This is a genomic window from Roseibaca sp. Y0-43 (assembly GCF_020667835.1).
GTDB lineage: Bacteria > Pseudomonadota > Alphaproteobacteria > Rhodobacterales > Rhodobacteraceae > Roseinatronobacter.
On record NZ_JAFMPR010000002.1, the window covers coordinates 1 to 13,302 of the forward strand.

At 64.3% G+C, this 13,302-nt stretch carries 14 protein-coding genes; 6 read left to right on the plus strand and 8 right to left on the minus strand.

Translation table 11 applies throughout. From position 1 onward, the window contains the following. Positions 1-193 precede the first annotated feature (193 nt). The 3 genes from J1C52_RS02260 to J1C52_RS02270 form a co-directional block, all read right to left on the minus strand. The gene (locus J1C52_RS02260) at positions 194-1,984 is read right to left on the minus strand and encodes an ABC transporter transmembrane domain-containing protein (protein WP_227426306.1); all 1,791 of its coding nucleotides are present in this window, start codon (positions 1,982-1,984) and stop codon (positions 194-196) included. A gap of 106 nt (positions 1,985-2,090) precedes the next feature. Next, a complete protein-coding gene (locus tag J1C52_RS02265) occupies positions 2,091-2,708 on the minus strand; it encodes a class I SAM-dependent methyltransferase (protein WP_227426307.1) in 618 nt (205 codons plus the stop codon). Positions 2,709-2,791: 83 nt separating this feature from the next. After that, positions 2,792-3,124, minus strand: a complete 333-nt coding sequence (locus tag J1C52_RS02270; protein ID WP_227426308.1) for a HesB/IscA family protein — start codon at positions 3,122-3,124, stop codon at positions 2,792-2,794. A gap of 87 nt (positions 3,125-3,211) precedes the next feature. On the opposite strand from J1C52_RS02270, the gene J1C52_RS02275 reads away from it, so the two are divergent. The 4 genes from J1C52_RS02275 (at position 3,212) to coaD (ending at position 6,784) form a co-directional block, all read left to right on the plus strand. Continuing rightward, positions 3,212-4,381, plus strand: coding sequence for a deoxyguanosinetriphosphate triphosphohydrolase (locus J1C52_RS02275; protein WP_227426309.1), 1,170 nt, complete (start codon positions 3,212-3,214; stop codon positions 4,379-4,381). Positions 4,382-4,527: 146 nt separating this feature from the next. Then, positions 4,528-5,706 carry a trans-sulfuration enzyme family protein gene (locus J1C52_RS02280; RefSeq protein ID WP_227426310.1) on the plus strand — a complete coding sequence of 393 codons (1,179 nt, stop codon included), beginning with the start codon at positions 4,528-4,530 and terminating at the stop codon, positions 5,704-5,706. Positions 5,707-5,788: 82 nt separating this feature from the next. After that, positions 5,789-6,223 (plus strand): CBS domain-containing protein, encoded by a 435-nt coding sequence (locus tag J1C52_RS02285; protein ID WP_227426311.1) that lies wholly within the window; start codon positions 5,789-5,791, stop codon positions 6,221-6,223. A 60-nt stretch (positions 6,224-6,283) separates the two neighbouring features. Then, positions 6,284-6,784 carry a pantetheine-phosphate adenylyltransferase gene (gene coaD, locus J1C52_RS02290; RefSeq protein WP_227426312.1) on the plus strand — a complete coding sequence of 167 codons (501 nt, stop codon included), beginning with the start codon at positions 6,284-6,286 and terminating at the stop codon, positions 6,782-6,784. On the opposite strand, the gene J1C52_RS02295 is transcribed toward coaD, so the two are convergent. The 5 genes from J1C52_RS02295 to puuE form a co-directional block, all read right to left on the minus strand. Beyond that, positions 6,772-6,936, minus strand: a complete 165-nt coding sequence (locus J1C52_RS02295) for a hypothetical protein (RefSeq protein WP_176699374.1) — start codon at positions 6,934-6,936, stop codon at positions 6,772-6,774. The genes coaD and J1C52_RS02295 overlap by 13 nt on opposite strands. Before the next feature lie 357 nt (positions 6,937-7,293). Then, complete coding sequence (locus J1C52_RS02300) at positions 7,294-7,893, minus strand: superoxide dismutase (RefSeq protein ID WP_227426313.1); 600 nt, start codon at positions 7,891-7,893, stop codon at positions 7,294-7,296. A gap of 107 nt (positions 7,894-8,000) precedes the next feature. Beyond that, positions 8,001-9,425: a uracil-xanthine permease family protein gene (locus tag J1C52_RS02305; RefSeq protein ID WP_227426314.1), complete on the minus strand. Its 1,425-nt coding sequence runs from the start codon at positions 9,423-9,425 to the stop codon at positions 8,001-8,003. A gap of 72 nt (positions 9,426-9,497) precedes the next feature. Then, positions 9,498-9,989, minus strand: coding sequence for an ureidoglycolate lyase (locus J1C52_RS02310; RefSeq protein ID WP_227426315.1), 492 nt, complete (start codon positions 9,987-9,989; stop codon positions 9,498-9,500). Between the two features lie 49 nt (positions 9,990-10,038). Beyond that, positions 10,039-11,454, minus strand: coding sequence for an allantoinase PuuE (gene puuE / locus J1C52_RS02315; protein WP_227426316.1), 1,416 nt, complete (start codon positions 11,452-11,454; stop codon positions 10,039-10,041). Positions 11,455-11,612: 158 nt separating this feature from the next. Here puuE and uraH point away from each other — a divergent pair, with 158 nt between their 5' ends. Both uraH and J1C52_RS02325 read left to right on the plus strand, forming a co-directional pair. Beyond that, positions 11,613-11,969: a hydroxyisourate hydrolase gene (uraH, locus tag J1C52_RS02320; protein ID WP_227426317.1), complete on the plus strand. Its 357-nt coding sequence runs from the start codon at positions 11,613-11,615 to the stop codon at positions 11,967-11,969. A 33-nt stretch (positions 11,970-12,002) separates the two neighbouring features. Beyond that, entirely contained in the window at positions 12,003-13,241 is a 1,239-nt protein-coding gene (locus J1C52_RS02325; RefSeq protein WP_227426318.1) for a glycosyltransferase, read from the plus strand. Positions 13,242-13,302 lie beyond the last annotated feature (61 nt).

Below are 13,302 nucleotides of genomic sequence, written 5' to 3' on the forward strand. Positions count from 1 at the left end.
AATCATACGAAACCCTGCAATCAAAGGCGACAGAAAACACCCATTTCCTACATAAAATCAGAATGTTGGGAGTTGTTCAGGACGAACTAATTATGTCGAATAGGCTCACTTCCATTGCAGACCTTTCGCTACTGTGCGTGCAGTTATACTTTCATATTCACTTAAGCATAGTCAGGAAACGATATATATCTTCTCACGCCGCCTGATCCGCCGTGAACTGCAACCTCGCCAGTCGCGCATATAGCCCCCCCTGCGCCACCAGCTCGTCATGCCGCCCTTGGGCCACGATCTGCCCGTCCTCGAACACCACGATCCGGTCGGCTTGCTTTACCGTCGCCAAGCGGTGCGCGATGACGATGGTGGTGCGGCCTTGTGACAGGCGGTCGACCGCGCGTTGCACCAGTGCTTCCGACTCGGCGTCCAGTGCCGAGGTGGCCTCGTCCAACAGCAGGATCGGCGCATCGCGCAGGATGGCGCGGGCGATGGCGATGCGTTGGCGTTGGCCCCCTGACAGCATCACGCCGCGCTCGCCCAGTTCGGTGGCGTAGCCCTTGGGCAGCTTCTCGATGAACTCATCGGCGGCGGCGGCGCGGGCGGCGGCTTTCACCTCGTCATCCGTGGCACCGGGCCGCCCGAAGCGGATGTTCTCCAGCGCGGAGGTGGCGAAGATCATCGGGTCTTGCGGCACCAGCGCCATGACCTGCCGGAAATCGGTGCGCGCCATGTCGCGCAGGTCGATCCCGTCGATCATCACCGCGCCTTGCGCGGGGTCATAGAAGCGCATCAGCATTTGCAGGATGGTCGTCTTCCCCGCGCCAGAGGGGCCGACCAGCGCCACCGTCTCGCCCGGTTGCACGTCGAGCGTGACGCCGTTCAGCGCGCGCTCGTCGGGGCGGGTGGGGTAGGTGAAGGTCACATTCTCCAGCCGCACCGCGCCGCGCGCAGGGCGGGGCAGGGCGCGCGGGGCAGCGGGGTCCAGAACCGTGTCGATGGCGGTCAGAAGCTCGACCAGACGCTCGGTCGCACCCGCCGCGCGCTGCAATTCGGACCAGATTTCCGACAGCGCGCCCACCGACCCCGCAACGATCACGGCGTAGATGACGAATTGCGCCAATTCGCCCGGTGTCATGGTGCCTGCCGACACGTCGCGCGCGCCGACCCAGAGCGTGCCAAGGATGCCGGCGAAGACAAGGAAGATGACGACCACGGTCAGAAGCGCCCGGGTGAAGATACGTTTGCGCGCCACGTCGAAGCTGATCTCTGTCACGCGGTCGAATTCGGCGCGGCTGGCGGCCTCTGCGGTGTTGGCCTGCACGGTCTGCACGGCGCTGAGCGCTTCCGACGCGTTGCCGGAACTGGCCGCGATCCAGTCCTGGTTCTCGCGCGAGAGTTTGCGCAGCTTGCGGCCCATGACCACGATGGGCACGATGATGACCGGCACCATCAGCAGAACGAAGCCGGTCAGCTTGGCGCTGGTCAGCGCCAGCAGTGCCAGCCCGCCCAAGAGCATCAGTGCATTGCGCAGCGCGATGGATACCGAAGACCCGATCACCGACTGGATAAGCGTGGTGTCGGTGGTCAGGCGCGACAGCACCTCGCCCGTCATGATCTGCTCGTAGAAGGCGGGCGAGCGGTCGATAACGCGCGCGAAAAGCGCCTTGCGGATGTCGGCCACGATACGTTCGCCCAGTCGCGTGACGAAATAGTAGCGCAGGCCCGTGCCCAGCGCCAAAAGCCCCGCCAATCCAAGCGCCGCGCCGAAATACTGGTTCAGCATGACCATTTCGCGCGCTTCGAACCCGTCGACCACGCGGCGCACGGCCAAGGGCAGGGTCAGCGTGATCGCAGCCGTGGCCACCAGCGCCACGATCGCCACGACCAACAACCCGCGATAGGGGCGGATGAAGGGCCAAAGCCCGCGCAGGGCCGAAAGGTTCTTCGATTTGGCGCGCGCGTCGCGGGCGGCGGCGGTCGTATCTGTCATGGTGGTCCGGCTTTGGCTTGCAATGCCACGGGTTTAGGCGAGCGGGGGCCACGGGGCAAGCCCCGGCCTGCGGGGCTGGGCCAGCATGGCCCGCGGCGTGGCCCGCTCAGGCGAGCTTTTGCATCCGCAGGAAGGTGAACAGGCCGAGCTTCGTGAGGTGTTTTTCCTCGACCAGCCGCAACGCGTCGACGCCCAGCACGCGGTCCTTGGGGAAGTTCGAATGCCAGCCAAGGTAGTCGGCGAAGGGCGCGAATTTGCGCTCGAACCACGCCAGCCAGCCTTCCTCGCGGGCGAAATGGTTGACCACCAGGATCTGCCCGCCCGGTTTGCAGACGCGCGCCATTTCGGCCATGACCTGCTCGGGGTCGGGCACCACCGAAATGAGGTGCATCGCGACGACCGTGTCGAAACTGTTATCGGGAAAATCGAGATACCGCGCATCCATCTGGCGTAGCTCGCGCACATGCGTCAGGTTTTCCTCGGCGACCTTGGCGCGGGCGCGCTCGAGCATGTCCTCGGAAAAATCTATGCCGGTCACGGTGACATTCGCGCCGTAAAAAGGCAGCGCCAGCCCGGTGCCGACCCCCACTTCCAACACGTTGCCGCCGATCTGGTTGGCGACCTTGGTGGCATGATGGCGCCCGGCATGGGTGATCTTGCCAAAGGTCGCGTCATAAATCGGCGCCCAACGACGGTAGCTGGAGGTGATGGCTTCCGGTTTCATGCTCTCTCCCTTTGATTGTCCCAAAGTTGGGGGCAATGGCGGAAGATGCAAGAAACAATCGTATCAGATGGATGATTTCCGCGTCACATCGAGAAACTGATGCCGCAGCCGCAACTGGAAGAGGCATTGGGGTTGTCGATCACGAAACGCGCGCCGATCAGGTCTTCGGAGAAGTCGATCAGCGCGTTTTCAAGAAACGGCAGCGACACGGGATCGACCAGCACCTTATGGCCGTTCTTTTCCAGCACCAGATCATCCTGCGCCGGGTCGTCGAAGCGGATATCATATTGAAAGCCAGAGCAGCCGCCGCCATTGACGGCCACCCGCAAGGCCTTGACCTCGCCCGTGTCTTCGGCAATCTCGGCCAAGCGGGCGAAGGCCCGGTCACTCACACGCGGGGGGATGGCGAAGGACATGGAATGCGCCTTTTCCTATGGTATTCCCGATAACTCCACTCTGATATAAGCGCGGGCGCCGCGCGGGGCAAGACGACCGGAGAGATGATGCTCAAACCCTATGCCACCCAGCCCGAACACTCGCGCGGGCGCGCCTTTGCCGAGGCGATGAGCACCTTTCGCTCGCCCTTTCAGCGCGACCGCGACCGGATCATTCATTCGAGCGCCTTCCGGCGGCTGAAGCACAAAACGCAGGTCTTCATAGAGCATGAGGGCGATTACTACCGCACGCGCCTGACCCATTCGATAGAGGTCGCGCAGGTCGCGCGCACGCTGGCGGCAGCATTGGGGTTGAACACCGATCTGGCAGAGGCGATAGCGCTGGCGCATGACCTTGGCCACCCGCCTTTCGGGCATACGGGCGAGGATGCGCTTTGCGCGCTGATGGCGCCCTATGGCGGGTTCGATCACAACGCCCAGGCGCTGCGCATCGTGACCAAGCTGGAACGCCATTACGCCGATTTCGACGGGCTGAACCTGACATGGGAAACCTTGGAAGGGATCGCCAAGCATAATGGCCCGGTGACGGATGCGGCGGGCAAGCCCCTGAAAGGCGACGCGCTGCCCTATGCGCTGGTTGAATGCAACGCGGGGTTCGATCTGGAATTGTCGGGCTATGCCAGCGCCGAGGCGCAGGTCGCGGCGATTGCCGATGACATCGCCTATAACCACCATGACCTGCATGACGGGTTGCGCTCTGGCCTGTTCACCGAGGCCGATTTGATGGAATTGCCGATCACCGGGCCGGCATTCGCCGAGGTGGACAAGCTCTATCCCGGACTGGAGCCGATGCGCCGCCGTCACGAGGCGCTGCGCCGCGTCTTTGGCGTGATGGTGGAGGATGTGCTGCTGGTCGCGGGCACGCGGTTGGGGCCGGCGGATCTGAAATCGGCGCAGGATATCCGCGATCTGGGACTGACGATCATTCGCTTCTCGGACCGGCTTTTCCGCGAGCTGAAGGTGATCCGGCAGTTCCTGTTCACGCGCATGTATCGTGCGCCGAGCGTGGTCGAGATGCGGGCCAAGGTGACGGCGATGGTGGAAGACCTGTTCCCGCTGTTCATGGCGCGGCCGGAGCTGTTGCCAGAAGAATGGCGCCGCGACGTGGACGCTGCGCGCGGCGAGACCGAACTCGCGCGGATCGTGGCGGATTACGTGTCGGGGATGACCGACCGTTTCGCCATTCAGGAACATGCGCGTCTGGTGAAGGGCGTCTGACCGGGAGAGGGGGCGCCGCTTGGCCCCCGTCGAGGGGGCCGCGCGGCGGCGCGCTGACGCGCGCGAGAGGGGGCGCTGCCCCCGCCGCACCTGCGGTGCGACTCCCCCGGGATATTTTTGCAAGGATGAAGAAGAGGAAAAGCGACATGAGTGACGAATACAGCCTGGTGCGGCGGATGGCTTGGCCCGAGAGCGCCTCGCGCCCCGTGGGGACACCGATCCAGCCATCGGTGGTTTACGCCTCGCCCGACCCCGATACGCTGGATGCGCAATACGAGGGGCGGCTGTCGGGCTATACCTATGCACGCGAGGGGCACCCGAATGCCGATGTGCTGGCGCGCAAGATCGACCTTTTGGAAGGGGCGCGCGGCGGGATCGTTCTGGGGTCCGGCATGGCTGCCGTGACGGCGGTGTTGATGGGGCTGACGCGCGCGGGCGATCATGTGCTGGGGGGCGACCAGCTATATGGACGGTCCTTGCGGCTGATGCGCGAGGATTTGCCGCGGTTTGGCGTGGCCACGTCTTTGGCCGACCCGACCGATGCCGATGCGTTCCTGGCCGCGATCCGTCCCGAGACGAAGCTGATCCTGCTGGAAGTGGTGTCGAACCCGACGCTGCGCGTGGCCGATATTGAAGCAATCGTGGCGGGCGCAAAGGCGCGGCGCGTGTTGGTGGTGGTGGATAACACATTCACCACGCCGCGCGGGTTTCGGCCCTTCGATCATGGGGCGGATGTCGTGGTTCATTCCGTGACCAAGATATTGGCCGGGCATTCGGATGCGACCTTGGGCTATGTGGCGGCGAAAGACGCCGCGCATCGCAAGGCGATCTATGATTTCTCTGTCACAGTGGGCTTTACGCCCAGCCCATTTGATTGCTGGCTGGCCGAGCGGGGGCTTTATTCCTTCGAGCTGCGCTATGACCGGGCCGAGGCGAATGCGCGCGCGCTGGCCGAGCATATCGCGGGGCTGCCGGGGGTGGTGCGCGTGCTTTATCCCACGCGGCCTGACCACCCTGACCATAACCGCGCCGTGGCCCTGCTGGGCGCGCGCGGCGGCCATATGGTCAGCTTTGAAGTGGAAGGCGGGCGCGCGGCGGCGAACCGGTTGACACAGGCCGCGCCGAATATCGCTTTCGCGCCGACCTTGGGCGATATCGGCACGACGATTTCGCATCCGGCCAGTTCCTCGCACCGGGCCTTGGGCGCGGAGGGGCGCGCGGCGCTTGGGATTTCGGAGGGGTTTTTCCGGGTGTCGGTGGGCATTGAGGACATTGACCTGCTGAAACGCGAATTCGAGGCCGCGATCCGGGCCGCCACTGCGTAACGCTTGACAGATGGGTCTATGGTGGCGGAAGCTGTGACAAGGTGTCGCACCTTGTCGCGGCACCCTATCAGGGAGGACGCCCATGCTTGTCAGTCAGATCGTGCGCAACAAGGCCGAGGGGGGTGTGGTCACGCTGCCACCCGGCACAACGCTGGGGAATGCCGCGAGCTTGCTGGCTGAGCACCGGATCGGGGCGGTGGTCGTCTCGGATGACGGGGGCGCTGTCTTGGGCATCTTGTCGGAACGTGACATCGTGCGGGAAATCGCACGGTCCGGGGCCGAGAGTTTCGCCCGCCCGGTCGAGGATGTGATGACGCGCAATGTCTATGGCTGCAAGCCCGAGGATAATGCCGATGTCGTGCTGCAAACCATGACCACCAAGCGCTTTCGGCACCTGCCTGTCATGGAAGGCGGGCGCATGATTGCGCTGATTTCCATCGGCGATGTGGTGGCCGCGCGCCTGTCGGAATTGCAACTGGAAAAAGACGCGCTGACGGGAATGATTGCCGGATACTGATCCCGAGGGTTGCGTTTTGCCGCGCAATATTGTTGCGTGGCGAAAAACGCGAGGGACATTATGCGTATCGGACTTTACCCCGGCACTTTCGACCCGCTGACGCTGGGCCATGTCGATATCATCACGCGGGCCGCGCAATTGGTGGACCGTCTGGTGATCGGCGTGGCGATCAATCGTGACAAGGGGCCGCTGTTCAGCCTTGAGGAGCGGGTGGCGATGATCGAGGCCGAGGTTGCGGTGCTGTCAGAGCGCACGGGTGTCGAGATCGTGGCGCACCCGTTCGAGAACCTGCTGATCGATTGCGCGCATGACGTGGGCGCGACGATCATCATACGCGGGCTGCGCGCGGTCACAGATTTCGAATACGAGTTCCAGATGGTCGGCATGAACCGCGCGATGGATGACAGCGTAGAGACGGTCTTTCTGATGGCAGAGGCCCGCCATCAGGCGATTGCGTCGAAGCTGGTCAAGGAAATCGCGCGGCTGGGCGGGGATGTCACGAAATTCGTGCCCCCCGCGATCCGCGTGGCGCTGCTGGAAAAGCTGGGTCAGCGCCCGTAAACCGCTTGCGCCGCGATCTTGGCGGCGTCGGGTTTGTAGATGTCCAGATCAATCGCCACGTCGAGCGGCATGGCTTCGAGTTCCGCCTTGGTGCGCGCATAGGCGGCGCGTTGCTTCAGGCGGGTTTGCAGCGTTTCGAGAAGCGCGGTCATATCAGGCTCCTTTCGGTGTTTGCGGTAACTTGACCCGAAGATGGGCCATGCTGCGGCGCAGAACAACCGACAGGGGTGCAAGGCCGCGTTGCATAGGGTGCAAGGGTTTGGGGGATGGGGTCATAACAGAGCGCTAGCGGCGGGCCGGGGACTGCCGATCTACTCGTCGAGCGGCAGCGCTTTATGGCCGCCAAATCCGTAAGACATGCGAGCGTCGAGCCTGTGGTAACCAATCGGCAGGCCGCGGGACGGCCCGCCGATGGCGCGGCGGGCTGCGCCCTTGTCCCGCGCCGAAGGGCAACGCATGAAAAAGGGCGCCCCTTTGGGACGCCCCTCGCAAACTGCCAACGCGCCGGATTACATCCGCGACGCGACATTTTCCCAGTTCACCAGCTTTTCCAGGAAGTTCGACAGGTAAGCCGGGCGCTTGTTGCGGAAGTCGATGTAGTAGCTGTGCTCCCACACGTCGCAGCCCAGAAGCGCGGTCTGGCCGAAGCAGAGCGGGTTGACGCCGTTCTCGGTCTTGGTCACGCGCAGCGAGCCGTCCTTGTCCTTGACCAGCCAGCACCAGCCCGACCCGAACTGGCCCGCACCTGCGGCGGCGAATTCTTCCTTGAACTTGTCGACAGAGCCGAAGCTTTCGACCAGCGCCTTTTCCAGCTCGCCCGGCATACCGGAGGTGCCCGGACCCATCATCTCCCAGAACTGGACATGGTTCCAGTGCTGGCTGGCATTGTTGAAGATGCCCGACTGTGCCACCGCGCCCGACTGGTAGGTGCCGGTGATGATGTCCTCCAGCGATTTGTCTTCCCATTCGGTGCCGGCAATCAGCTTGTTGCCGTTATCGACATAGGCCTTGTGGTGAATGTCGTGGTGGAATTCCAGCGTTTCGGCGCTCATGCCCAGATCGGCCAGCGCGTCATGTGCATAGGGAAGGTCGGGAAGTTCGAATGCCATGTCTTTCCTCGTCTTTCGTTATGGGTTTGGCTGCCTTGTATAAGAGACCTTGATCGCCATGCGTCAAGGGGTGGCGCGGAAAAAGCCCCCGCGCGCACCCCGCTGGATCAGCCCTTGCGGTCGGCCGGATCAAGCCCCGCGCCGCCCCCGTGCATCCCGCCATTCACCTCTTCCGTGGCCTCTCCGGCCAGCTCTTGCGGCAGGATCAGGTTCAGCACGATGGCGATGAAGGCGGCGGGCAGAATGCCAGAGGTCAGCAGCACGCGTGGCGTGTCGGGCAGGTGTTGCAAGGCAGACGGCTCCAGTTGCAGCCCCAAGCCCAGCGACAGCGCGATGGCGAAGATCACCATGTTGCGGCGGTTCCAATGCACGTCCGACAGCATCGAGATACCGGCGGCCACCACCATGCCGAACATCACGATCACGCCGCCGCCCAGAACCTCGATCGGGACGGTCGAGATGATGGCGCCGACCTTCGGGAACAGACCCGCTATCAGCAGCAGAACCGCGCCGATGGTCACGACATGGCGCGACATGACGCCGGTCATGGCGATCAGGCCCACATTCTGGCTGAAGCTGGTATTGGGCAGCGCCCCGAACAGGCCCGACACGGCGGTGCCCAGACCGTCGGCATAGGTGGCCCCGGCGATTTCACGGTCACTCGCCTCGCGCCCCGCGCCGCCCTTGGCAATGCCCGACACATCGCCCACGGTTTCGACCGCCGAGACAAACGCCATGGCACAAAAGCCGATGATGGCGGCAGCGGTGAATTCCATGCCGAAATGAAGCGGGTTCGGAAGCGCGAAGGCGGCCGCGCGGCCCACATTGGCGAAACTGACCATGCCGAGCGAGAAGGCCACCGCATAGCCCGCCAGCAACCCCAGCAGCACGGCGGAAATGGCCAGCATTCCGCGGGTGAAGAATTTCAGCCCCAGCGTGACGAAGATCACGACCAGCGCGACCGACCAGCTTTGCAGGTTGCCGAATTTCTCTGTGCCCATGGCGGGCACGCCGCCGGCGGCATATTGCACACCCACGCGCACCAGTGCGAGGCCGATCATGGTCACGACCAGACCCGTCACCAAGGGCGGCAGCGCGAAACGGATGCGCCCGATCACGGTGCCAAGGGCCGCGTGAAACAGCCCGCCCACCAAGATGCCGCCCATCACGGCCGCCATCGCATCGACGCCCTTGCCCGCCACAAGCGGAATCATGATCGGGATAAACGCGAAAGAGGTGCCCTGCACGATAGGCATTTTCGCGCCCACGGGGCCGAAGGTGATGGTCTGGAACAGCGTGGCCACGCCTGCGAAGAACATCGACATCTGGATCATGTAGATCAGGTTCGGGAAATCGGGCGAGTTCGACCCGAAGCCGAAGCCAGCAGCCCCCGCCACGATGATCGCGGGTGTCACGTTCGATACGAACATCGCCATCACATGCTGCACGCCCAAAGGGATCGCCTTGTGCAGGGGCGGCATGTAATCCACGTCGCGCAGTTGCTCGGGCGTGCCGAGGGATTGGTCTGCCATTGTCTGTCCTCCTCCAAAGACATGCGCGGTCGGTCCGCCAAGGCGGGTGCTGTCGCGCGGGGTGTGATGTGGTCAGGCGGAACGCACCTCCCACGGGGTGGTGAACCAGTGCTCTTCAAGGTTCGGGGTAGGGCCGATACGGTCAATCACCGCGAACAGCCCCGGCGCGGCCAGAGGTGTCAGCACCCCGTGCCATGTGTTGCGGTGCAGGTTGATCGCCTGCGCGCCGTTGGTAACAAAGGCCAAGGGCGTGCCGGGGGTGCCGCCCTTGTCAGGGGCGACGATGACCAGAAACGGGTGCTGGTGCAGGGGGATGAAGGCCTGAGAGCCGTCGGGATGCCGCTCGACCATGTCCAGCATATAGGGCAGGGCGCGCGGCTGGGCGTTGAAGATAGAGAGGCCCGCGCGGCCATCCGCCCCGAAATCGAGCTTTGCCCGGTCATGGAAACGCCCGCACAGCCCTTGATTAATCAGCTTGTCGGGCGCGCCTGTCGCGTCCAGCACATCGCCATAGGGGGCGAAGGCTTGGGCGGTCAGGGCTAGGGTGCGCAAGATCTGCGTCATGCCCGGCCCCCGTCGTGCCGCCGAACGTATGCGCCGCAAGATGACGCCATCATGGCAGCATATCCATCAACCGCAGCGCGCCGATCCGTTCGACCTGCGCGCAGGCGGTGGCGAATTCGGTCGCGCTGTCATTGTCGATCCGGGTGTGAAACGCCGCCAGAATGCTGTCCTTCGTGTTGTCGCGCACCGCGATGATGAAGGGAAAGCCGTGCTTTTCGACATAGGCGGTGTTCAAGCGCTGGAAGGTCGCGCGCTCGTCATCTGTCAGCGCATCGAGCCCCGCGCTCGACTGCTCGGCGGTCGATTCCGGCGTCAGGCGCTTGGCGGCGGCCAGTTTGCCCGCAAGGTCAGGGTGCGCGCGCAGAACCTGCATCCGCGCGTCATCGCTGCCCGACCGGAAGGCCCGCGCCATGGCATGGGCCAACCCCACGGCGCTGTCATGCGCGGGGCCAAGTTCCAAGCCGTGCGCGGCTTCGGCCACCCAAGGCGAGTGTTCATAGATGCCGCCGAACCGGGCCACGAACGCGTCGCGGTCCATCTGGCTTGGGCGTTCGAACCGCTTATGCGGGTGATGCGTGGCCCAATGGCGCGCAATCTGCCCCCGCGTGGCGAACCAGACCCCATCATGCGACATCGCGTGATCGAGGAAGCGCATCAGCCCCGCGATCTTGCCCGGACGCCCCACAAGGCGGCAATGCAGCCCGATCGACAGCATCTTGGGTGCGCCTGCGGTGCCTTCGTCATAAAGCGTGTCGAACGCGTCGGTCAGATAATCCTCAAAATCGCGGCCCGTGACCCAGCCGGGCGCGGTCGCAAAGCGCATGTCATTGGCTTCCAGCGTATAGGGCAGGATCAACTGGTCGCGCGACCCGAATTCCATCCAATGCGGCAGGTCATCGTCGTAAGTATCTGAAATCCAGTCGAATTGCCCAGTTTCCGCGACAAGCCGCACGGTGTTCGCGGAACAGCGCCCGGTATACCAGCCGCGCGGGGGCGCGCCCGTCACTTCGGTGTGCAGGCGGATCGCTTCGGCAATCGCCGCGCGTTCCTCTTCCTCGGGCATGTCGCGGTGTTCGACCCATTTCAGCCCGTGGCTGGCAATCTCCCACCCCGCCGATTGCATGGCGGCGACCTGTTCGGGGCTGCGGGCAAGGGCGCTGGCCACGCCGAAAATGGTGACGGGCACGCCACGGCCCGTGAACAACCGGTGCAGACGCCAGAACCCGGCGCGCGCGCCGTAATCGTAAATCGATTCCATGTTCCAATGGCGCATCCCCGGCCATGGGGCCGCGCCCGGAATGTCGGACAGGAACGCCTCTGACGCGGCATCGCCGTGCAAAAGGCAGTTTTCGCCGCCTTCCTCGTAGTTGAGCACAAGGGAAATCGCGATTTTCGCCCCGTTCGGCCAATCGGCAGCGGGGGGCGTGGCGCCATATCCGGTCATGTTGCGTGGGTAGCGTTGCACTTTGCCCTCCGAAATCGTGATTATGTGATAAACCGGAATAATCATTTCCGCTTTCTGGAATTTCTTGAAAGACCTGCGCGCGCGGCGCAAGCCCCGGCGCTGGTGTTTTGCGCGCGCTTGGGCCTAGATGCGAAGGATCACAGCAAATGGAGGGCGCAATGGCCGGATTTCTGACCACCCATGTTCTGGACACCGCGCGCGGGCTGCCCGCCGCCGGGCTGGAGGTTGTGCTGTATCATCTGGAGGGCGCTTCGCGCACCGAACTGGCGCGCATGATCACCAATGACGACGGGCGCACCGACAGCCCAATCTTGCCGCAGGATCGCTTCGCCACGGGCCGGTATGAGCTGGTTTTCGCGGCTGGCGACTACCTGCGCGCAACCGGGCAGGCGGGCGCGGACCCGTTGTTTCTGGACGAGGTGCCGATCCGCTTCGGCATCAATGACCCGGACAGCCATTATCATGTGCCGCTGCTGTTGTCGCCCTACGGCTTTTCCACCTATCGCGGCAGTTGACAGCCTTTTGGCCTTGTGCGCTTCATGCAGCGCATGACGCTTCCGCAAGACACGCTTCTCATGCACCTGCCGGCATCGCTCTATCGGCGGGGCGACGTGTTGCTGCTGGACGATCAGGCGTGCAACGGCTTGCGGCTTTGGGCCGAGCATTTCGGACGTCTGATCGTGCTGGTCGCGGTCGAGGACGGGGCTGCGCCGGGGTCTTGGGTGCCGCTGGAGCATATCGGCCCCTCGGCCAGCCGCATCGAGTTTGTCCATCTGCCGAGCGCGTGGCGGCCCGACCGGTTCCTGCGCGCGCTGGGACCAACGCGAAAACGCATCCGCCACGCGCTGGCGCAGGCCGATTTCATCGGCACCACGCTGGGTGGTGCGTCTTTCGGTGACTGGGGCGCGGTCATCGCGCGCGAGGCTGTGAAGCTGGGTTTGCCCTTCTACATCTGGACCGACCGGGTAGAGCCGGACGTCGCGCGGCGTCTGGTCAAGACCGCACCCTTGCGGCGCAAGCTGCGGCTGGCGGTGGAATATCCGATCATGCAGCGGATGGAGCAGGGCTTGATCGCCAAGGCCGCGCTGGGCCTGTTTCACGGGCGCGAAACCTATGACGCCTACGCCCCACACAGCCCCAACCCGCAGCATGTGCATGACATCCATATCCGCAAATTGGACCATATCACGGCGGATGCGCTTGCGCAGAAGCAGGCGCGGCAAGGGACGCTGCGCATTGTCTATGCGGGCCGCGCCGACCCGATGAAGGGCACGGGCGACTGGTTGTCTGTGCTGGAGCAACTGACGCAGGCAGGCGTCGATTTTCACGCCGAATGGCTGGGCGACGGGCCGGATTTGACCGCCATGCGCGCGCGGGTCGAGGCCGGGCCATTGAAGGGCCGGGTGGCGCTGCCTGGTTTCGTCGCGGACCGGGGGCGCTTGCTGGAAGCGTTGCGCGACGCGGATGTTCTGATGTTCTGCCACCTGACCCCGGAATCGCCGCGCGTGCTGATCGAGGCCTTGGCCTCTGGCTGCCCGCTTCTGGGCTATGACAGCGCCTATCCGGCGGATCTGATCGCGGGCCATGGCGGGGGCGTGTTGACCCCCTTGGGACAGCCGCAACATTTGGCCACGGCGCTGGCGGCACTTGCCAGGGACCGCGCGCGGCTGGCCGCGCTGATCGGGCGCGCGGCGCAGGACGGCGCGCAATTCGATGACGAGACGGTCTTCGCCCATCGCGCCGGGTTGATCCGCCAGCACTTGCCGCGCGCCCGGCCCGTGGCGTGATGCGGCCCGCCACAAGGCTTGTCCCGCATCTGGGCCAGCGGTAAAACCCTGTCCAGACCGG

Bases quoted from the DNA above. Each gene is read 5' to 3' on its own strand.
- J1C52_RS02260 (WP_227426306.1), bottom strand. From the start codon at position 1,984: ATGACAGATACGACCGCCGCCGCCCGCGACGCGCGCGCCAAATCGAAG.
- J1C52_RS02265 (WP_227426307.1), bottom strand. From the start codon at position 2,708: ATGAAACCGGAAGCCATCACCTCCAGCTACCGTCGTTGGGCGCCGATT.
- J1C52_RS02270 (WP_227426308.1), bottom strand. From the start codon at position 3,124: ATGTCCTTCGCCATCCCCCCGCGTGTGAGTGACCGGGCCTTCGCCCGC.
- J1C52_RS02275 (WP_227426309.1), top strand. From the start codon at position 3,212: ATGCTCAAACCCTATGCCACCCAGCCCGAACACTCGCGCGGGCGCGCC.
- J1C52_RS02280 (WP_227426310.1), top strand. From the start codon at position 4,528: ATGAGTGACGAATACAGCCTGGTGCGGCGGATGGCTTGGCCCGAGAGC.
- J1C52_RS02285 (WP_227426311.1), top strand. From the start codon at position 5,789: ATGCTTGTCAGTCAGATCGTGCGCAACAAGGCCGAGGGGGGTGTGGTC.
- coaD (WP_227426312.1), top strand. From the start codon at position 6,284: ATGCGTATCGGACTTTACCCCGGCACTTTCGACCCGCTGACGCTGGGC.
- J1C52_RS02295 (WP_176699374.1), bottom strand. From the start codon at position 6,936: ATGACCGCGCTTCTCGAAACGCTGCAAACCCGCCTGAAGCAACGCGCC.
- J1C52_RS02300 (WP_227426313.1), bottom strand. From the start codon at position 7,893: ATGGCATTCGAACTTCCCGACCTTCCCTATGCACATGACGCGCTGGCC.
- J1C52_RS02305 (WP_227426314.1), bottom strand. From the start codon at position 9,425: ATGGCAGACCAATCCCTCGGCACGCCCGAGCAACTGCGCGACGTGGAT.
- J1C52_RS02310 (WP_227426315.1), bottom strand. From the start codon at position 9,989: ATGACGCAGATCTTGCGCACCCTAGCCCTGACCGCCCAAGCCTTCGCC.
- uraH (WP_227426317.1), top strand. From the start codon at position 11,613: ATGGCCGGATTTCTGACCACCCATGTTCTGGACACCGCGCGCGGGCTG.
- J1C52_RS02325 (WP_227426318.1), top strand. From the start codon at position 12,003: ATGACGCTTCCGCAAGACACGCTTCTCATGCACCTGCCGGCATCGCTC.